An 18,181-nucleotide genomic window follows, 5' to 3' on the forward strand; every position below is an offset into this window, starting at 1 on the left:
ATGGGTGATGTCGATCCCTGCCGAACGCCGCCTGAACACCGTCCGTCTGGCACTTCGACCGGTCACACCCGCCGACCGCGCCGACCTCGTGGCACTGGAGGCAGACCCCGAGGTCATGCGCTTTCTCAATGGGGGCCGCCCCGTGCCCGAGGAAGCTTGTCCCGACAGCGACTTCCTGACCCCACGGGGCACCGAGCCCGAGGTGTTGGCCGCGCATGCACGCGCCACAGGCGCCTTCATCGGCTGGTTCGCGCTGTTTGACGATGGCTGGGTCGATGGGGTCAGGACCGCCGAGCTGGGCTATCGGCTTCGACGCGATGCCTGGGGCCAGGGCCATGCGTCCGAAGGCGCGCGGGCCCTGGTGGCAGAGGCCTTGGGCCGTCGGGGTTTTGGCCGGGTCCGTGCCCAGACCATGTCGGTCAACACCGGCTCGCGGCGGGTGCTGGAGAAGGTGGGCTTTCGACAGGTCGAGACGGTCTTCCCGGCTTTTCCACACCCCTTTCCCGGGGTCGAGCACGGCGAAGTCATCTACGAGGTTCGACGCGACGACATCTGAGGCCACAGAGCCCTGAAGTCACAACCCGTAACATCGGTGCCCATGCACCACGGAATCAAGAAGCTCCTCCTGCTCGGCGCCGGCCCTGCCCATCTGCAGGTGCTGGCCCGCCTGGCGCAAAACCGCCCCGCCGACCTCGACGTCACCGTCCTCACCCCCTACCCCCACCACACCCACAGCGGCATGACAACCGGGCTGATGGTGGGCCGTTACAGCGCCAAGGACTGCCAGATTCCCCTGGAGCCGCTGGTGAAGGCCGCCGGGGCCCGGTGTGTGCAGGGGCGCTGCGCCGCGCTGGATGCGGCCGGACAGACCGTGCTGGTCGGCCCCACCGGCAAAGACCTGGCACCGTCCGAGCTGACCTACCACCTGCTGTCCATCGACACCGGCGCCGTCTTCGACCGCACCCGGCTGGAGGCCGACATGCCGGGCGCCTCGACACACGCCCTGATGGTGCGACCCGTCGAGGTTTTCGCGACGCTCTGGCCCCAGGTGATGGAACGGGCGGTGAACCGTCCGCTCTCCATCGCGGTGGTCGGCGCCGGGGCGGCCGGTCTCGAACTGCTGTTCGCGGCCGAGCAGTGCCTCCGGCTGCACGGCGCTGCGGGGGCGCGCTTCACGCTCATCACCGGCGGCACCGAACCTGCGGAGGATCAACCCCGGGGGGTTCAGCGGCGCGTGCTGCGCCGCCTGAAAGCCCTCGGCATCACCGTGCTGCGCGACACCTGTGTGGGCATGGACCACGGCGTGGTGCGGCTGGGCGGCGGGGCCGAGCTGGCCTGCGACCTGCCCCTGCTCGCCATCGGCACCCACGCCCCCGCCTGGCTGACAGGCAGCGGGCTGGCCCTGTGCGAGGCCGGGCACGTGCTCGTCAATGAACACCAGCAAAGCACCAGCCACCCCAACGTGTTCGCGGCCGGCGACGTGGCCACCCGGGCCGACGCGCCGCACCCCAGGCACGGCGTCCACGCGGTGCGCGCCGGCCCGACCCTGGCCACCAACCTGCTGGCCGCCCACGAAGGCAGCGCGCTCACGCCACACCACCCGCCGAAGCACACGCTCAACCTGCTGTCCTGCGGCGCCGGCCACGCCATCGCCAGCTGGGGACCACTGCACGCCGAGGGTGCCTGGGCGTGGGCGTGGAAAGACCGCATCGATCGGGCCTTCGTGGCAGCGCACACACGGCACGCCACCCCCGCCGCAGCAAGGTGAATGGTCCCGCCCGCACAATGCGTGGCCCCCGAACCCACCACCTGTCGCCTGCCGCCCATGACCCCTGCACTCCACCGCCTGACCGCCTCCGCGCTGCTGATGTTGTCGGGGGCCACCCTGGCCCAGGCACCTGTCCCGGCCGACGCGCCGACGCTCCACCCATGGCAGGCCCCGACGCCCCGGGCCAACGCCGAGGCCTACTTCACCAACCTCAAGGACGGTGACGTGATCGAGACCCCCTTCGTGCTGAAGTTCGGGCTCTCCGGTGGCTGGGGGCTGGCGCCCATCACCAAGGCGGCCCGCGCCAAGAGCGGCCACCACCACCTGCTGGTCAACCGCGACCTGCCCCTGAACTTCAAGCAGCCCCTGCCGTTCAACGAGCAGTACATCCACTTCGGCAAAGGGCAGATGGAGCATGTGCTGACACTCGCCCCCGGGGCCTACACGCTGCGCATGCTGCTGGCCGACAAGGGGCACCTGCCGCACTTCGTGTTCAGCAAACCGGTGAAGATCACCGTGCGCCAGAAGAACGCCACCGACCCCAAGAGCCTGCAGACCCCGGGCATCCAGCTCCTGCTGCCGTCGGGCACCGAGGCGCGCACGCCGGTGCTGTTGCAGTTCCATGTGTCCGGCCTGAACGTGGCGCACGCCGAACAGCAGGAAAAAGACACCGGCCACTTCCGCCTCACGCTCAAGCCGGCCAGCGGCGGAGCGCCGCAGGTGATGGACTTCACCGACGGCCAGACCGAAACCTGGCTGGCCCCGCCGGCCGGCAGCTACGCGGTGCAACTGGACTTCGTGGACAACCTGAGCCCGACCCGCACCCTGGCCCCGTCCGCCAACGCGCAGCTGCGCGTGCGCTGACCGCGCGCGCGGTGGCCAGGTTCCGCTCCGGGGTGGTGTTCACCCGGAGCCCGTTGGCGCTTCACAAATGGGCCGGCGAGGCGGATCATGCCGCCACCGGCCTCGCAAACGAGCGTTCCTTTCAACACCACCTCCAGTCCCCATGAAACTCGGCTACACCATCACCTACGTCCCCGACGTCGCCGCCTCCCTGGCCTTCTTCGAGAACGCCTTCGGACTGCAAACCAAGTTCCTGCACGAGAGCGGCACCTACGGCGAGCTCGAGACGGGCGAGACCACGCTGTCGTTCGCGGCCCATGCGCTGGGCGACATGAACTTCGAAGGTGGGCATGTGCACGCCGACAGTTCCCCGCAGCCGCTGGGCTTCGAGATCGCGCTGGTCACGGACGATGTGCCGGCGGCACACGCCAGGGCCATCGCGGCCGGCGCGCGCGAGATGGCGGCGCCATCACAGAAGCCCTGGGGACAGGTCGTGTCCTATGTGCGCTGCCCGGACGGCATCCTTGTGGAGCTGTGCACGCCGGTCGGCGGCTGAGCCACCCCGCCTGTGGCGGACCGGCCCGCCGCCTCAGGGTTTGGCCAGGTGCCAGACACCACCGCGAAAGCCGTCGCCCGAGCGATCCCCGGGCTTCTTGTCGTTGGCCCACAGGTACAGCGGCCGGCCTTTGTAGGCCCACTGCTGTTTGCCGTCGTCGCGAACGATCAGCGAGTAGTCCCCCACCGCCTGGGCGCCGTCCTTGGCCAGCATGGGCGGCCAGCTCAAGGTGCACACCCCCGTGCACGCGCTTTTGCCCGGCACGGTGAGGTCGTTGTCCCACCAGTAAAGGCTCATGCCTTTTTCGTCGGTGATGACGCCGTCGGTGGTGGTGGGCTGCGCCCCGGCAACCGACACCCAGACCACGAGGGCCAGGGCTTTCAGTGAAGAACGGGAAATGCTCATGGTGGTGTCTCCTGTGTCGGAATGACCAGTTCCACTGTAGGAGCGACAGGCGGCGCGTCGTTGATCCGCGTCAACCATTGGCCGCGTGCATGCCCGCTGGCGCCGCGCGGCGCTTGGCAGACGCCCCCACACCGGGTTCAATCAGGCCCACCCCATCCCCTCGGACGGCGCAGCCTCCTCCCCTCGTGAACCCCGGCCATCCCACTGCCAGCGCCGCTGACACACCGGCACCCCCACACCAGCTGCGCAGGCCGTTCGAGGCCTGGCGCCTGGGGGTGGTCTCAGGCGCGGCCGTCGCTGCGCTGTGTTTCGTCTATCTGGTGGTGCTGGCCATCGGCCTGGCCACGCTGCCCTCGCCCGACCACCCGGTGCAGCAGCCCTGGTTCGCCCTGCTGGAGCTGTTGATCCTGTTCATCGCGCCCGCGATGGTGGCGCTGGCGATGGCCATCGGCTGCTCGGCGTCGCCTGGGCGTTGGCCGTGGGCACTGCTGGGCCTGGTGTTCTTCGCCCTGTGCGCGCTGACCACCAGCGCGGTGCACTTCTGCATCCTGGTGCTGGGCGGGCAGGAGGCCTTCGCCGACGCGCCCTGGGCCACCCTGGTGTTTTCGTTCCGCTGGCCTTCGCTGGCGTACGCGCTGGACATCCTCGCCTGGGATGTCTTCTTTCCCCTGGGGGCCCTCTGCCTCGCGCCCGCCGTGCAGGGCGTGGGGCTGGCCGGCCGCGTGCGCGCGCTGCTGGTGATCAGCGCCGCCCTCTCGCTGGCCGGGCTGGCGGGTGTGGCGCTGGGTGACATGCAGGTCCGCCTGATCGGTGTCGTCGGCTATGCGGTGGTCTTCCCCGCCGCCGCCGCGATGGTGGCCACGCTGTTGCTTCGTAAGCTCCGCGCCACCGAGCCCCCCACCTGAGCGCCCAGGCCAACGCGTCCCCCGCTCAGGGGACAGCCTCCGCCAAGGTGGCACCGTTTCTGCATGCGCGCCCGCATCCCGCCAACCACCCGGAACCCACCATGCAAACCGTCACCATGCCCTTGCAGCTCGCGCCGACCAGCCTGACCCAGCCCATCCTGCCGAACTGGCAGTTCCACCTGTTCAACGTGAATCTCGGCTCGTCGTCGAACCCGGCCGTGGAGCAGGCGGCGCTGGAGAGGGTGGGCAGCTACGGCCGGCAGATCGGGCACCTGGCCGAGGCGCTGGAGCTGGTCGTGAAGAAGGCGAAGCTGCTGGACAGCCCGGACCTCACGCAGGACGAGAAGGACGTGCTGCAGGTGTTCCTGGGTGACGTGTCGGCGATCCGGCAGATCAAGGCGGCGCAGAAGAACGACTGAGCGTCCCAGCCGCCTTGCTGTCCACCCCACCCGTGCGACGGAAGGCCCGTCGCTGCACCCACGCTACGCCCCTGTGAACCGGGCCTTGCGCTTTTCCTGGAAGGCCAGGCGGCCTTCGGCAAAGTCCTGGCTGGCGGCCGTCAAGGCTTCGCGGGCCCGCATGGCTTCGATGTCCATCTGACCGGCCGCGATCTCGTTGAGCGAGCGCTTGGTGGCCTGCACCGCCAGGGGCGCCAGCTCGGCGATCTCGCCCACCAGCTGTTGAACGGTGGCGTCGAAGTCTTCAGCCTCGACCAGCGCCTCCAGGCAGCCCGTCTGCCACAGCCGCTCGGCGCTGAACGGCCGCGCCGACAGAAAGGCGCGCTTGGCCCCGGTCAGGCCCAGCCGCGCCACATAGCGCTGCAGGCCCCCCGGGTAGTAGTGCAGGCCCAGCGCGGTGGCGGGCATGCGGAACTCGGTGCCCGCCAGGGCCACGCTCAGGTCACAGGCCAGCATCAGGTCGGTGGCGCCGCCGTACACGCTGCCGTTGAGCGCACACACCGTGATGGGCCGCAGCGCGGCCAACGCGTTGGCCACCCGTTCGAACAGCTGGGGATCGTTGTCCTGTTCGTTGAAGCTGCCGAGGTGGTACCCGGCGCAGAACACGGGCCGGGGTTGCCCCTGGGTGTTGGCCGTGAGCTTCAGCACACGGATGGCCGGGTCGGCGTTGATCTGCTCGAACTGGCCCAGCAGGCAACGCAGGTCGCCTGCCTCCAGGCGGTTGCGGTGGGCGGGCCGGTTCAGCGTGAGGGTGGCGACACCCGCCTCCACGGACAGCAGCGGCGCGGAAGAAATGATCGGATCAGGGGCAGTCATGCGGGCATTGTTGAAGGGCATTCACAGAAGGGGCTCAATCCTCGGGCGTGAAGCCTGAGGAAGTCACCACGGCACCCCAGCGGGCATGGTCGGCGCGCAGTTGCTGGGCAAAGTCGGCGGTGCTGTCCGGGTTGGCAGGCTCAAAAGAAGCCTTGGTCAGCGCATCGGCCAGCCCCCTGGTTCGCAGGGCTGCACGCAGCGCTTCCCGGAGCTTGAGCACCGCGTCGGGCGAGGCCTTGGCGGGCATGAAGACACCGAACCATTCGGTGGCCTGGGCATCCTTGTAACCGGCCTCTGCCAGGGTGGGCACGTCGGGCAGCAAGCGGCTGCGCACCGGGCCGCTCACGGCCAGGGCGCGCAGCTTGCCCGACTGCACATGCGGAAGGGTGTTGGAGAGCACCCCCACGTTGGCGGCCACCTGGCCGCCGAGCAGATCGTTGAGCGCCGGCGCTGCGCCCTTGTAGGCCACATGCATCCAGTCCAGTTTCGCCGCTTTGCCCAGGGCCACGCCCGTGAAATGCGGGATCGAACCGGCGCCGGAAGAACCATAGGTGGCCTGCGCGGTGTTCACCCGGCACCACTGGATGAACTGCGCCAGCGTGGTGACGCTGGCCGGCACCATGGGACCCACGGACACCACGAATTGCGCCGAACCGACCGAGGCCACGGGCACGAAGTCCGCCAGCGGGTCGTAGCTCAGCCGCCGGTAGATGTGGGGATAGACCACCATCATGGACGCGGGCGTGACCAGCAGCGTCGTGCCATCGGCCTCGCTGGACTTGAGGGTCTCCAGCGCGATGCGGCCGCCCGCGCCAGGCTTGTTGTCCACGATGACCGACGGCGCATAGCCGCCCATTTGCAGCGCCAGCGCACGTGCCACGAGATCGGCCGAACCGCCGGGCGGAAAGCCGACGAGGATGCGCGCCGGCCTGGACAAGATCGGTGACTGGGCCCGGGCCGTCAGGCCGCCCAGCGAAGCGGCACCCAGCAGGCCCGCAGTGAATGAACGACGGTGAATCATGGTGTGTCTCTCTCTTTGGAGCAGTGTGTCAGCTCAGTGCCAGCCGTACACCGACAGCGTGGTTTCGCCCGCCTGCAGGCGGCGCAATATGGCGGCTTCTTCGGCTTCGCGCCGCTCGCCGGCCGCCACCACCTCGGCCGCGCGCGCGTGCGGGATCGCGACCACGCCGTCCGTGTCGCCGACGATCAGGTCACCGGCGTTCACCACCACGTGGCCCATGGTGACCGGGTGGTTGATCCAGCCGATCGCACCGAAATCCTTGCCCGTGCCCTGGATGCACAGGCCGCGCGAAAACACCGGGAAGCCGATCTCGCCGAGCAGCACGCCGTCGCGCACGCAGCCGTCGATCACCAGGCCGGCCATGCCGCGCACCTGGGCCATGGTGGTCATGATCTCGCCCCAGTAGCCGTGTTCGTGGGCGCCGTTGGCGAACACCACCATCACGTCGCCGGCCTGCGCGATGTCCAGCGCGCGGTGCAGCCAGAGGTTGTCGCCGCCAGGGGAATGCACGGTGAGTGCCGAGCCGGCGCAGCGGAACTGCGGCGCCACCGGCTTGATCGCCGAGGGCAAGGCGCCGATTTTCTTGCCGGCTTCGTGCAGCGTGGCGGTGGGCAGCCGGGCGGCGGCGGCCAGCAGCTCGGGACTCAGGCGCGGGAAGTCCCGGCGGATGGTGAGGGTGGCGTCGTGGGGCTTCATGGGGTCTCGCGGGTCTGGAGCTGGTGGTACTTGAACTGCTTGCGCGCCTCGTCCAGGCGCACGCCGCTGCGCGCGGCCTCCCGGATGTGGTTCTCGGCGGCCTCGATCTCTTCCGCCACGGCCAGCACCCGGTCTTCGTGCTCTTTGGGGATCACCACCACACCGTCGGTGTCGCCCTTGAGGATGTCGCCGGGCGCCACGCGGGCACCGCCGATGTTGACCGGCACGCCCGTCGCTTCCACCTGCACGCGGTCCTTGCCGGTGCGCATCCAGTGATCGATGGAGAACACCGGGTAACCCAGCGACAGGCAAAGGTGCGTGTCGCGGTTGATGCCGTTGATGACGGTGCCGGCGATGCCACGGCGGTGGGCGATCTCGGTCAGGATGTCGCCCCAGACGGTCGCGTCTTCGCGGCCGTTGTTGTCGAGCACGACCACGCTGCCGGGCGCTACGTCGTCGATGTAGTCGCCCACCGTGCCGCAGGGCTGGGCGGCCGGGCCGTACTTGAGCGTCCAGGCGCGGCCCGCCATGCGGAAGCTGGCGTCGCGCGGCTTGATCTTGTAGCACTGGCCCACGATGCCCAGCTTGTCCAAGGCGTCGGACAAGGTCGGCGTGTCCAGCCGGGCGGCACGCGCCACGTTGTTGTCGGTATCACTCATTCAAAGGCTCCTGTTGGCTGCACAACGGGTGTGCGAAGAGATGTCAAACCGGGAACACCGCGGAACCGGCTCCGCCGGGCCGCAGGTGTTGCCCCCTGGGGGGGTGACGCCGCAGGCGGCGCGGGGGGGGTCAAGTGCTCAGCATGTGTTCGTAGTTGCCGCCCATGACCTCGCCGATCGGCGTGTCGGCCAGGATCGCCTTGGCCATGGCGGCCTCCTTGGCCACGATCATTTCGGCGGCCTCCAGCACACGCTGAATGTCGGCGGCGGCGATGAAGATCACCGCGCTGCGGTCGGCCAGCACATAGTCGCCGGGCATCACGGTCACCTCGCCGCCCTGCGCCGCGCCGATGGTCACGGGCACCTGCACGCCCAGCTCGACCACGCGGCCGCGCGCGGTGCGCGAGGTCAGGCTGCGGCTGAACACCGGGAACTCGTAGGCCATGGCTTCGTCCACGTCGCGCAAGGGTCCGTCGGCCACCACACCGGCCACGCCGCGCACTTTGGCGCCCAGCGTCAGCAGGCCGCCCCAGCAACCGGCCTCCAGGCCCGAGCGCTGCTCGACCACGATGACGTGGTCGGCGCCCGACTGTTCGATGGCGGTGCAGCCCAGGTGCCGGGCCGGGCCGGGCGGCGGTTGACCGGGGCCCACCTTCATGGTGACGGCGCGCCCGGCGATGCGGCCCCCGCCGCTGCGCTGGGCCAGGCCCGTGACCACGCCGGGCAGCTGCAGCTTGTCCAGGGCATCGGAGACGGCGCAGGCATCGAGCCGGCGCAGGCGTTGAACTTCAGGGTCGGTCATGGTTTTCATTCCTGTGGTGTGTTGTGCCAAAGCGCGTGAGGCGGCACCAGCCAAGAAACACCGCGGAACCGGCTTTGCCGGGCCGCTGGTGTTGCCCCCCTCGCAGGGGGTGGCGCCGAAGGCGACGCGGGGGGTCATGTCAATGTCTTCCACGCGGCGAAGGCCAGCCCGGTGCCGGTCAGGGCCGGGCTGCGGTAGCCGGGCTGGTACTCGACCCATTCCAGGTCGAGGTCGCGGGCCATCTCGCCCACCACCAGCCAGTTGCGGATCTCCGAGCTGCCGGCCTGCAGCAGTTTCGGGTCCAGCGCGACGAGCGCGGCGCTGTCCTTGTTCCGGATCGCGGTGATGACCTGCTGGTCCAGCGCCTCGTCCACCACGAAGTGGCTCAGGCCGCCGGAGGCGATGACGCCCACGCGCAGGTCCTGCGGCCAGGCCGCGATCAGCTCGCGCAGCGCCGCACCCAGCGCCACGCAGCGGCGCGGTGTGGGCTGGTTGGGTGGGTCGAAGGTGTTGAGGATCACCGGTATGACCGGCAGCACCTGCTCCTTGAGCAGGCGGCGATGGATGAACTGGAAGGCGTGGCCCTCGAACTGGCCCCGCTCCAGGCCGTCCATCGCGGCGATGTCGAAATCGCGGTCGCACAGCTGGCGGATCAACCACTCGGCGAGGTCGCTCTGAACCGGGTAGTCGCGGTCCACCTCGGGCTCGTGGCGCCACATGCGCGCCGACTTGACCCAGTTGTCGTTGGGCGAGGCCGGCTCGCGCGCGGTGTTGCGGATGGTCTCGCCGTAGTAGATGGCGAAGGCCGGGTTGTTGGTGGTGCGGAACAGCTCGGTCTGGTCGTCGCCCACGATCAGCAGCACGTCCAGCCGGGCGTCCCGGATGCGCTGGCTCAGCTGGTCCATGGCGGCCTCGGCCGCGTCATAACGCTCGCCCATCTTCTCGGGCGTGACCATGGCTTCAGCACCGGCGGGCGCCGCAGCGAGCAGGGCCTCGTAGTCGGTCTTGTGGCCACACTTGTCGTAGTAGTGCACGTTCTTGGTGTCGATCACCCGGAAGCCGTGTTGCCAGTCTTCGCGCTGCGAGACCAGCATGATGCTGTGGGAAGAGCCGAAAGCGGCGACGAGTCGAGCCATGAGACAGCCTTTGAAAATACGTCAGACAACACACTGCGCGCGCAGCTCGGCGATGCGTTCCGGGCTGTAGCCCAGACCGCTCAGGATGGCCTCGGTCTGGTCGCCCTGGTGAGGTGCAGGCCGCAGCGGGCCCTCGTCGCGCGGGTGGCGCGAGAACTGCATGGGCAGGCCCACGACCTCGATGTCGCCCAGCTCCGGGTGGTGCATGGGGCGGGCGATGCCCAGGTGCTTGACCTGCGGGTCCTCGAACATGTGGTCCACGGTGTAGATGGGGCCACACGGCACACCGGCCTTCAGCAGGCGCTCGGTCCAGTCGGCCGTGGTGCGGGTCTTGAACGCGGCGCCGACGGCGGCGTTCACGCGGGCACGGTTCTGCACGCGCTCGGGGTCGGAGCCAAAGCCGGGCTCGTCGATCAGCTGCGGCGCATCGAGCGCCACACACAGGCGCTTCCACATGGTCTGCCCGATGGCGGCCAGGTTGATGAAACCGTCGCTGGTGGGGAAGACGCCGGTGGGCACGGTCAGCGGGTGCTCGTTGCCCGTGGACTTGGGCACCTTGCGGTCGATCAGCCATTGCGCGGCCTGGAAGTCGAGCATGGCGATCTGCGATTCGAGCAGCGAGGTCTGCACCCACTGGCCCTCGCCCGACACCTCGCGCTCCAGCAGCGCGGCCATGATGGCCTGGGCGCAGAAGTGGCCCGAGCACAGGTCGGCGATCGGAATGCCCACGCGCATGGGGCCGTCTTCTGGCCGGCCGGTCAGGCTCATGAGACCGCCCATGCCCTGGGCGATGGAGTCGAAGCCGGGCCAGTTGGCGTAGGGGCCGTCCTGACCGAAGCCCGAGATGCTGGCGTACACCAGCCGGGGGTTGATGGCGCGCAATTCGTCGGGGCCGATGCCCAGGCGGTACTTCACATCGGGCCGGTAGTTTTCGATGAAGACGTCGGCTGTTTTCACCAGCGCCTGCAGGATGGCCAGCCCCTCGGGCTCCTTCATGTTGAGGGTCAGGCTTTCCTTGTTGCGGTGCAGGTTTTCGTAGTCGGCGCGGTTGTGGTCGCGCCCGCCGATCATGTCGTCGCCGCCGGGGGCGCCCGGCGGAATCTCCAGCTTGATGACGCGCGCGCCCAAGTCGGCAAAGGTGCGGATGGCCGTCGGGCCGGCGCGCACGCGCGACGCGTCCAGGATGGTGAAGCGCGACAGCGGGCCTTTGCGCGGCGGGGTCGGTTCGGGTGTGGTCATGGGCGGTGATCTCAAACGATAGTGAACATGGGCACGTGGTGACCGCCGTCGCTGGGCTTGAAAACCACGCGCACGGCCTGGCCGATGACCACCGCCGCCGGGTCGCAGTCCACCAGGTTGCTCATCAGCGTGACGCCTTCGGTCAATGTGACAAAGGCCAGCGTGTAGGCCGCTTCGCCCTTGCCCATGGTGCTGAACGAATACACGGTGCCGGTGCCTGCGGCCTGCAACCACTCGGTGTCGGCGCTGAGGCAGTGCGGGCAGATGTCGCGCGGGTAGTGGTGCACTTCGCCGCAGGCCTTGCACCGCTTGATCAGCAGGCGGCCCTCGTCGGCCGCCGTCCAGTACGGCAGGGTTTCGGGCAGCACGCGGGGCGCCGGAATCTTGCGCGGGCCAGCGGCGGGCGCGGGCGGGCGGGTTTGTCTTGCAGGGTGTCAGGGGTGCTCATGGTGTTCAGACCCTTTCCAGAATCAGGGTGGCGGCGGTGTGGCGCGAGGCCAGCGCGCCGCCGATGCCGCTGGCCAGCGCCAGGCCGCAGTTGGGCACCTGCACGGCGGGGTGGGCTTCGCCGCGCAACTGGCGCACGGCTTCGATGACCTTGGTGATGCCGCCGCGGTTGGCCGGGTGGTTGTTGCACAGGCCGCCGCCATCGGTATTGAAGGGCAGCCTGCCCACGCCCGAGATCAGGTTGCCGTCCATCACGAAGCGCCCGCCCTCGCCTTTCTTGCAGAAGCCCAGGTCTTCGAGCTGCATCAGCACGGTGATGGTGAAGCTGTCGTAGAGCGAGGCGTACTGGATGTCGGCGGGCGTGACGCCGGCCTCGGCAAACGCCATCGGGCCCGACCAGGCCGCGGCCGAATACGTGAGGTCCATGCGGCCACCCATGCCGTGCTTGGGCGCTTCGCCGGTGCCGCGCACCATCACCAGCGGGCGGCCACTTTTGCGCGCCAGCTCGCGGGCGATCTCCGGCCGCGCGACGATCAGCGCACCGCCGCCGTCGCTCATGACGCAGCAGTCCAGCCGGTGCAGGGGGTCGCTCACCAGCGGTGAATTCACCACGTCGTCCACCGTGACCACGTCGCGCAACATGGCGTTGGGGTTGTGCTGGGCGTGGTGTGAGGCGGCCACCTTGATCCACGCCAGCTGCTCGGACGTGGTGCCGAACTCGAACATGTGGCGCTTGGCCACGGCCGCGTACAGGTTCTGCGTGGCCGGGCCGTAGGGCAGCTCAAAGGCCAGCTCCGGCGCGTCGGGGTCGGGCGGGCGAAGGGCCAGCGGCGACCGGCCGCCCTTGCCCTCTTTGGCCGCCGCCTGGGCCGCCACCATCTGGGCGCGCGGGCGGCCCGCCAGGGTGATCAGCGCCACGTTGCAGCGGCCGGCGGCGATGGCTTCGGCCGCGTGCGCCACGTGCAGGATGGGCGCCGAGCCACCGCACTCGGTCGAGTCCACATGGCGCAGCTTCAGGCCCAGGTACTCGGCCACGGTGGTGGTGCCCAGGCCGGGCGCGTCGCCGGCGCAGAAGTAGCCGTCGATGTCGCTCTTGGACAGGCCGGCATCGTCCAGCGCGCCCTTGGCCACGTCGGCGTGCAGGCGCACCACGGACAGGTCGTCCGCCTTGCGCGTGGGGTGTTCGTAGGCGCCCACGATGCAGGCGGATCCGTTGAGGCTCATGGTGGTGTTCTTCGGGTGGGTGGAGAGGCGCGCGTCACTGCTCGGGCGTGAAGCCGGTGGCCTTGATGACCGGGCCCCAGTACGCGAGCTCCTTGCGCTGCAGGCGGTCCATCTCTTCGGCGGGGCGGAAGTCCGGGTTCAGCGTGGCCTTGTGGATCAGGGTCTCGCGCACCTCGGGCAGCGCCAGCGCGTATTTCAGGGCGTTCTGCACCTGGGCCAGCTTGTCCCTGGGTGCGTTGGCCGGGGCCCACATGCCGGTCCAGGCGTCACCGGTGTCGATGTTGATGCCCTGCTCCTTGAAGGTGGGCACGTCGGGCAGCAGGGGCGAGCGCTGGGCGCCGAACACGCCGACCACGCGCACCTTGCCGCTCTTCTGGTGCGTGAGGATGTCGCCGGCGGTCATGACGCCGGCCGGCACCTGGCCGCCCAGCAGATCGGTCACCAGCGGGCCGTTGCCACGGTAGGGAATGACCTGCAGGTCCACGCCGATGGCCTTGCCGAGCTGGATGCCGCTGAAGTGCGTGTGGCCCCCCGCCCCGGCCGAACCGAAGCTGCTGTCCTTGGCGTTGCCCTTGACCCAGGCCACGTATTCCTTGGCGGTTTTCACACCGGTCTGCTGGCCCACGGCCAGCGCCAGCGGGTAGGACACCACCATGCCCACGGGCGTGAAGTCTTTGAGCATGTCGTACTTCAACACCTCGGGCGGGTACAGCAGGGTCTGGAACACCGGCGTGGCGTTGGGCGCGATCATGTAGGTCAGGCCATCGGCCGGGCTGGCCTTGAGCGCCTGCGCGGCCAGGCGGCCACCCGCGCCCGCCTTGTTCTCGACAATGATGGTCTGCTTGAGCACCACCGACATCTTCTCGGCCAGCAGGCGGGCCACGGTGTCGGTCGACCCCCCGGGCGGAAAGCCCACCAGGATCTTCATGGGCGGGCTGGTCTGGGCGGCGGCGGTCAGGCTCGCGCCCAGGGCCAGGCAGGCCAGGGCGGAACGGAACAGGGGGGTGATCGGCATGGGGTGGTGTCTCCGGGGTCGGTTATTTGAAGAGTGAAAAAAAGTGAGCCATCAGTTCAGGTCGATGGCGACCGACTTGAGCTCGGTGTAGGCCTCAACGCCTTCGCGGCCGTTTTCGCGACCCCAGCCCGACTGCTTGTAGCCCCCAAAGGGCATGGCGAAATCGAGCGCGGCGGCGGCGTTGACCCTCACGTTGCCGGCTTTGAGGCGCCGCACCATCTGGTGGGCGGTGCGCAGGTCGCGCGTCCAGATGCTCGACGAGAGGCCGAAGTCGGTGTCGTTGCCGCGGGCCGCCAGCTGCTCCAGGCTGTCGTCGTCAAACTGCTGCACACACAGCACCGGGCCGAAGATCTCTTCGCGCACCACCTTCATGGCGGGCGCGGTGTTGACCATCACCGTGGGCTGAATGAAATAGCCGGCACCGTCGATGGCCTCGCCCCCGGCCACCACCTCGGCGCCCTCGGCACGGCCGCTGGCGACGTAGGCCATGACGCGTTCGCGCTGGCGGGCCGAAATCACCGGGCCGATCTCGGCGTCGGCCACCAGGCCGGGCGCCACGCGCAGTTGCCGCGCGCGCCGGGCCACGCCCTCGACCACACGCTCGGCCACGCTGCGGTGCACGAACAGGCGCGACCCGGCGGCGCACACCTGGCCGGTGTTGCTGAAGATGCCGCGCGCGGCGGCGTCGATGGCGCGGTCGAGATCGGCATCGGGAAAGATGAACACGGGCGACTTGCCGCCCAGCTCCAGCGCCACGCGCTTGAGGTTGCCGGCCGCGCTGCCCAGGATGGCCTTGCCCACGGCGGTGGAGCCGGTGAACGACACCTTGTCCACGCCCGGGTGCGCCACCAGCGCCTGCCCGGCTTCGGTGCCCAGGCCGGTGACGATGTTCACGACACCGGGCGGGAAGCCCACCGCCACGATGAGCTCCCCCAGGCGCAGCGCGGTGAGCGGCGTGAGCTCGGCGGGCTTGAGCACCACCGTGCAACCCGCGGCCAGGGCCGGCGCGATCTTGCTCACCGCCATGGCCAGCGGCACGTTCCACGGCACGATCAGGCCCACCACGCCCACCGGCTCGCGCAGGGTGTAGGCGTGCCAGTCGCCGTGCAGCGACACCGCCCGCGTTTCGCCGTTGAGCTTGGTCGCCCAGCCGGCGTTGTAGCGCAGGCATTCGGCGGCGTGGCCCACGTCGAACAGGCGAGCCACCTTCAGCGGCTTGCCGGTGTTCAGCGTCTCCAGCAGGGCCAGCTCGTCGCCGTGCTGATCCAGCGCGTCGGCCAGCTTGAGCAGCAGGCGGGTGCGCTCGGCGGGGCGCATGCGGGCCCAGGGGCCGGCCTCAAGCGCACGGCGCGCGGCCTGCACCGCCTGGTGAATGTCGGCCGCGCCGCCCAGGGCTTCCTGCGCCAGCACCTCGCCGGTGGACGGGTTGATCACGTCCATGCGGGCACCCGAGGCGCAGCCCACCCACTGCCCGTCGATCAACAGGCGCAGGGGTTGCTGGAGCAGGGGCGGCATCGCGGTGTGGGGGGTGTTCACGGGCGGGGCTTTCAGAGGGAGGGAGCGGGGGGAAGGCGGCGCCCGAGGATCATGTCGGCCGCCTTCTCGGCGATCATCACGGTGGCCGCGTTGGTGTTGCCGCCGGGGATGGTCGGCATGATCGAAGCGTCGACCACGCGCAGCCCCTGGACACCGCGCACACGCAGCTGCGGGTCGACCACGGCGTCGGGGCCCACGCCCATGGCGCAGGTGCCCACGGGGTGGTGGGTGATGCCACCGAACTCGCGGATCGCCTGGTCGATCTCCGCATCGCTGCGCACATGCGCCCCCGGGATGGTCTCGGCGTCGATCAGCTCGGCCTGCGGGCTCATGCCGTAGATGTCGCGCGCCGCGCGCAGACCCTCTCGCATCGAAGTGAAGTCTTCGGGCGCGGAGAACAGGTTCAGCGCGATCAACGGTGCGTCGGTGGGCCTGGCCGAGCGCAGGCTCACGCGGCCGCGGCTCTTGGCGTGCAGCTGGCACACCGTGATGTAGAAGCTGTGCTCCTTGGGCCGGATCAGGCCCGGGAACCACAGGCCGGCGTCGAAGCGCACCGGGTTGCACAGCAGCTGGATGTCGGGGCGGTCCAGCTCCGGGCGGGTCTTGAGCAGCACCGTGCCGCTGCAGATCTGGGTCGCGAACGCACCTTTGCCGAACAGCGCCCACTTCAGCACCGACCCCACCGCCTTGTCGAGGCGCAGCTGGTTCATGAAGGTGACCGGCGCGCTGGCGCGGTACATCAGCATCATGCGCGGGTGCTCGACCAGGTTGCCGCCCACGCCGGGCAGGTCGGCCACCACGGGAATGCCCAGGTCCTTCAAATGCGCGGCCGGCCCGATGCCCGAGAGCATGAGCAGCTGGGGCGAGTTGTAGGCGCCCCCGCTGAGCACCACCTCGCAACGCGCGCGGGCCTGCACCATCTGGCCGTTGCGGGTGTATTCGACGCCCACGGCGCGACCGTTCTCGATCAGCACGCGCGTGGCCGAGGCGCGGGTGTGCACCCGCAGGTTGGCGCGGTCGCGCACCGGGTGCAGGTAGGCGCGGGCGCTGCTGCTGCGGCGGCCCCGCGCGTCGATGGCCACGTCGCCGCGGGCGATGCCTTCGTTGTGCTCGCCGTCGTAGTCGTCGGTGACGGCGTGCCCGGCCTTCACGGCCGCCGCGCGCAGCGGCCCGTCGAGCAGCTGGCGGGTGTCGATGTGGCGGACCTGCAGCGGGCCCTGGCCACCATGGAAAGCGCCCGCGCCGCGCCAGTTGCTCTCGGAGCGCTGGAAGTACGGCAGCACATCCTGGTAGCCCCAGCCGGTGCAGCCGAGGTCGCGCCACTCGTCGAAATCGCGCCGGTGCCCCCGGATGTGGAACATGCCGTTGATGGACGACGAGCCGCCGAGCAGCCGCCCCCGGGGGATCGGCAGGCGCCGGCCGTTCAGGTGCGGCTCGGGTTCACTTTCATAGCCCCAGGTGAGTGAACGGCGCTGCAGGGCCTTCATGAACCCCACCGGCATGCGCACCAGCGGGTGGCGGTCTTCCCCGCCCGCCTCCAGCAGCAGGACGCTGGTCTGGCCGTCCGCACTGAGGCGGTTGGCCAGCACGCAGCCCGCCGATCCGGCGCCCACGACGATGTAGTCGACTTCTTCCATGGCTGTTGCCCTGCGACCGTGCGATCAGGGGGTGGGCGTGAAGCCCGAGGCCTTGATGACCGGGCCCCAGTGCGCCAGCTCGGCCTGCAGCTGCCTGTCCACCTCGGCACCGTTGCGGTAGTCGGCGACCTGCAGGAACTTGCTCAGCAGGGTCTCCTTGATCACCGGGTCGGCGAGCGTGTTCCTGATCGCGTTCTGCATGCGCTCCAGCTCGGCCTTGGGCAGCTTGGCCGGGCCCCACACCGCCATCCAGCCGTCGCTGCCACCGGTGTCAAAACCCTGCTCGGCCATGGTCGGCACGTCGGGCAACAGGGGCGAGCGCTTGGCGGCGAACACGCCCACGTAGCTCAGCTTGCCGGCCTTCACATACTGCAGGGCGTCGCCGGCCAACATGTTGCCGATCAGGATCTGCCCGCCCAGCAGGTCGGTGGCCAGCGGGCCATTGCCACGGTAGGGCACGACCTGCATCGGAACACCCGCGATCTTGGCGAACTGCAGGCCGTTGAAGTGGGTATCACCACCCTGCCCGGCCGTGCCGAAGTTGCCCTTGGTGGGATTGGCCTTGAGCCAGGCCGCGAACTCCTTGGCGTTCTTCACGCCCAGGCTGTTGTGCACGACCATGGCCATGGGGTAGGAGGTGAGCTGCGCCACCGAGGTGAAGTCGGTCGTCATGTCGTAACCCAGCGTGGCCACCGGGTAGGTCAGGTGCTGGAACACCAGGGTGGCGTTGGGCGCCACCATGTAGGTCTGTCCGTTGGGTGCGGCGGTCTTCACCGCCTGCGCAGCGATGCGCCCGCCGACGCCGGGTCGGTTCTCCACGATCACGGGCTGCTGCAGCTCCTCGCGCAGCTTGTCCGCCATCAGGCGGGCCAGGCTGTCCGAGGCACCGCCGGGGGGGAAGCCCACCAGCAACTTGATGGTGGGTTTGTCCTGGGCCTGCGCGCCCAGGCCCAGTCCCAGCAGGGCCGCGGCCAGGACGGCGGTGAATGTCTTGCGGTTCATCGTGCTTGTCTCCTTG

The 18,181-nt window shown here is 69.6% G+C and carries 20 protein-coding genes; 6 read left to right on the top strand and 14 right to left on the bottom strand.

Annotated elements, in window-relative coordinates:
* Positions 1–7 precede the first annotated feature (7 nt).
* From IM738_RS14725 to IM738_RS14740, 4 genes are all read left to right on the top strand, one after another.
* Positions 8–556: a GNAT family N-acetyltransferase gene (locus IM738_RS14725; protein WP_236961640.1), complete on the top strand. Its 549-nt coding sequence runs from the start codon at positions 8–10 to the stop codon at positions 554–556.
* A 42-nt stretch (positions 557–598) separates the two neighbouring features.
* The gene (locus IM738_RS14730; RefSeq protein ID WP_236961641.1) at positions 599–1,768 is read left to right on the top strand and encodes an FAD-dependent oxidoreductase; all 1,170 of its coding nucleotides are present in this window, start codon (positions 599–601) and stop codon (positions 1,766–1,768) included.
* Positions 1,769–1,825: 57 nt separating this feature from the next.
* Positions 1,826–2,632 (top strand): DUF4399 domain-containing protein, encoded by an 807-nt coding sequence (locus IM738_RS14735; RefSeq protein ID WP_236961642.1) that lies wholly within the window; start codon positions 1,826–1,828, stop codon positions 2,630–2,632.
* 142 nt (positions 2,633–2,774) lie between these two features.
* Positions 2,775–3,167, top strand: a complete 393-nt coding sequence (locus IM738_RS14740) for a VOC family protein (protein ID WP_236961643.1) — start codon at positions 2,775–2,777, stop codon at positions 3,165–3,167.
* A 33-nt stretch (positions 3,168–3,200) separates the two neighbouring features.
* On the opposite strand, the gene IM738_RS14745 is transcribed toward IM738_RS14740, so the two are convergent.
* Positions 3,201–3,572 (bottom strand): COG4315 family predicted lipoprotein, encoded by a 372-nt coding sequence (locus IM738_RS14745; RefSeq protein ID WP_236961645.1) that lies wholly within the window; start codon positions 3,570–3,572, stop codon positions 3,201–3,203.
* 185 nt (positions 3,573–3,757) lie between these two features.
* Here IM738_RS14745 and IM738_RS14750 point away from each other — a divergent pair, with 185 nt between their 5' ends.
* Entirely contained in the window at positions 3,758–4,477 is a 720-nt protein-coding gene (locus IM738_RS14750; RefSeq protein ID WP_236961647.1) for a hypothetical protein, read from the top strand.
* A gap of 101 nt (positions 4,478–4,578) precedes the next feature.
* A complete protein-coding gene (locus IM738_RS14755) occupies positions 4,579–4,896 on the top strand; it encodes a hypothetical protein (protein ID WP_236961650.1) in 318 nt (105 codons plus the stop codon).
* A 63-nt stretch (positions 4,897–4,959) separates the two neighbouring features.
* On the opposite strand, the gene IM738_RS14760 is transcribed toward IM738_RS14755, so the two are convergent.
* The 13 genes from IM738_RS14760 to IM738_RS14820 form a co-directional block, all read right to left on the bottom strand.
* Positions 4,960–5,751, bottom strand: coding sequence for an enoyl-CoA hydratase/isomerase family protein (locus IM738_RS14760; protein ID WP_236961658.1), 792 nt, complete (start codon positions 5,749–5,751; stop codon positions 4,960–4,962).
* A 34-nt stretch (positions 5,752–5,785) separates the two neighbouring features.
* Positions 5,786–6,772, bottom strand: a complete 987-nt coding sequence (locus IM738_RS14765) for a tripartite tricarboxylate transporter substrate-binding protein (RefSeq protein ID WP_236961660.1) — start codon at positions 6,770–6,772, stop codon at positions 5,786–5,788.
* Positions 6,773–6,805: 33 nt separating this feature from the next.
* On the bottom strand, positions 6,806–7,468 hold the full coding sequence (locus IM738_RS14770; protein ID WP_236961662.1) for a 4-carboxy-4-hydroxy-2-oxoadipate aldolase/oxaloacetate decarboxylase: 663 nt from the start codon (positions 7,466–7,468) through the stop codon (positions 6,806–6,808).
* Complete coding sequence (locus IM738_RS14775; RefSeq protein WP_236961664.1) at positions 7,465–8,127, bottom strand: RraA family protein; 663 nt, start codon at positions 8,125–8,127, stop codon at positions 7,465–7,467. Before IM738_RS14775 ends, IM738_RS14770 begins: the two co-directional genes overlap by 4 nt.
* Before the next feature lie 130 nt (positions 8,128–8,257).
* Complete coding sequence (locus IM738_RS14780) at positions 8,258–8,929, bottom strand: RraA family protein (RefSeq protein WP_236961666.1); 672 nt, start codon at positions 8,927–8,929, stop codon at positions 8,258–8,260.
* Positions 8,930–9,063: 134 nt separating this feature from the next.
* Complete coding sequence (locus IM738_RS14785; RefSeq protein WP_236961667.1) at positions 9,064–10,065, bottom strand: protocatechuate 3,4-dioxygenase; 1,002 nt, start codon at positions 10,063–10,065, stop codon at positions 9,064–9,066.
* Positions 10,066–10,086: 21 nt separating this feature from the next.
* Entirely contained in the window at positions 10,087–11,304 is a 1,218-nt protein-coding gene (locus IM738_RS14790; protein ID WP_236961668.1) for a CaiB/BaiF CoA transferase family protein, read from the bottom strand.
* 11 nt (positions 11,305–11,315) lie between these two features.
* Entirely contained in the window at positions 11,316–11,672 is a 357-nt protein-coding gene (locus IM738_RS14795) for a Zn-ribbon domain-containing OB-fold protein (RefSeq protein WP_236961669.1), read from the bottom strand.
* An 85-nt stretch (positions 11,673–11,757) separates the two neighbouring features.
* The gene (locus IM738_RS14800; RefSeq protein ID WP_236961670.1) at positions 11,758–12,975 is read right to left on the bottom strand and encodes a thiolase domain-containing protein; all 1,218 of its coding nucleotides are present in this window, start codon (positions 12,973–12,975) and stop codon (positions 11,758–11,760) included.
* Positions 12,976–13,009: 34 nt separating this feature from the next.
* The gene (locus IM738_RS14805; RefSeq protein ID WP_236961671.1) at positions 13,010–13,990 is read right to left on the bottom strand and encodes a Bug family tripartite tricarboxylate transporter substrate binding protein; all 981 of its coding nucleotides are present in this window, start codon (positions 13,988–13,990) and stop codon (positions 13,010–13,012) included.
* A 51-nt stretch (positions 13,991–14,041) separates the two neighbouring features.
* Entirely contained in the window at positions 14,042–15,526 is a 1,485-nt protein-coding gene (locus IM738_RS14810) for an aldehyde dehydrogenase family protein (RefSeq protein ID WP_272907644.1), read from the bottom strand.
* Positions 15,527–15,537: 11 nt separating this feature from the next.
* Positions 15,538–17,163 (bottom strand): GMC family oxidoreductase, encoded by a 1,626-nt coding sequence (locus tag IM738_RS14815; protein ID WP_236961672.1) that lies wholly within the window; start codon positions 17,161–17,163, stop codon positions 15,538–15,540.
* A gap of 24 nt (positions 17,164–17,187) precedes the next feature.
* On the bottom strand, positions 17,188–18,165 hold the full coding sequence (locus IM738_RS14820) for a tripartite tricarboxylate transporter substrate-binding protein (RefSeq protein ID WP_236961673.1): 978 nt from the start codon (positions 18,163–18,165) through the stop codon (positions 17,188–17,190).
* Positions 18,166–18,181 lie beyond the last annotated feature (16 nt).

Origin of the sequence: Hydrogenophaga sp. SL48 (assembly GCF_021729865.1) — a bacterium.
Lineage (GTDB): Bacteria > Pseudomonadota > Gammaproteobacteria > Burkholderiales > Burkholderiaceae_C > Hydrogenophaga.

What these genes read in the sequence shown, in the direction of transcription:
- IM738_RS14760 (WP_236961658.1), bottom strand. Translation starts at nt 5,751, where the DNA reads ATGACTGCCCCTGATCCGATCATTTCTTCCGCGCCGCTGCTGTCCGTG.
- IM738_RS14725 (WP_236961640.1), top strand. Translation starts at nt 8, where the DNA reads ATGTCGATCCCTGCCGAACGCCGCCTGAACACCGTCCGTCTGGCACTT.
- IM738_RS14805 (WP_236961671.1), bottom strand. Translation starts at nt 13,990, where the DNA reads ATGCCGATCACCCCCCTGTTCCGTTCCGCCCTGGCCTGCCTGGCCCTG.
- IM738_RS14800 (WP_236961670.1), bottom strand. Translation starts at nt 12,975, where the DNA reads ATGAGCCTCAACGGATCCGCCTGCATCGTGGGCGCCTACGAACACCCC.
- IM738_RS14775 (WP_236961664.1), bottom strand. Translation starts at nt 8,127, where the DNA reads ATGAGTGATACCGACAACAACGTGGCGCGTGCCGCCCGGCTGGACACG.
- IM738_RS14745 (WP_236961645.1), bottom strand. Translation starts at nt 3,572, where the DNA reads ATGAGCATTTCCCGTTCTTCACTGAAAGCCCTGGCCCTCGTGGTCTGG.
- IM738_RS14780 (WP_236961666.1), bottom strand. Translation starts at nt 8,929, where the DNA reads ATGACCGACCCTGAAGTTCAACGCCTGCGCCGGCTCGATGCCTGCGCC.
- IM738_RS14820 (WP_236961673.1), bottom strand. Translation starts at nt 18,165, where the DNA reads ATGAACCGCAAGACATTCACCGCCGTCCTGGCCGCGGCCCTGCTGGGA.
- IM738_RS14735 (WP_236961642.1), top strand. Translation starts at nt 1,826, where the DNA reads ATGACCCCTGCACTCCACCGCCTGACCGCCTCCGCGCTGCTGATGTTG.
- IM738_RS14785 (WP_236961667.1), bottom strand. Translation starts at nt 10,065, where the DNA reads ATGGCTCGACTCGTCGCCGCTTTCGGCTCTTCCCACAGCATCATGCTG.
- IM738_RS14770 (WP_236961662.1), bottom strand. Translation starts at nt 7,468, where the DNA reads ATGAAGCCCCACGACGCCACCCTCACCATCCGCCGGGACTTCCCGCGC.
- IM738_RS14790 (WP_236961668.1), bottom strand. Translation starts at nt 11,304, where the DNA reads ATGACCACACCCGAACCGACCCCGCCGCGCAAAGGCCCGCTGTCGCGC.
- IM738_RS14815 (WP_236961672.1), bottom strand. Translation starts at nt 17,163, where the DNA reads ATGGAAGAAGTCGACTACATCGTCGTGGGCGCCGGATCGGCGGGCTGC.
- IM738_RS14765 (WP_236961660.1), bottom strand. Translation starts at nt 6,772, where the DNA reads ATGATTCACCGTCGTTCATTCACTGCGGGCCTGCTGGGTGCCGCTTCG.
- IM738_RS14730 (WP_236961641.1), top strand. Translation starts at nt 599, where the DNA reads ATGCACCACGGAATCAAGAAGCTCCTCCTGCTCGGCGCCGGCCCTGCC.
- IM738_RS14755 (WP_236961650.1), top strand. Translation starts at nt 4,579, where the DNA reads ATGCAAACCGTCACCATGCCCTTGCAGCTCGCGCCGACCAGCCTGACC.
- IM738_RS14740 (WP_236961643.1), top strand. Translation starts at nt 2,775, where the DNA reads ATGAAACTCGGCTACACCATCACCTACGTCCCCGACGTCGCCGCCTCC.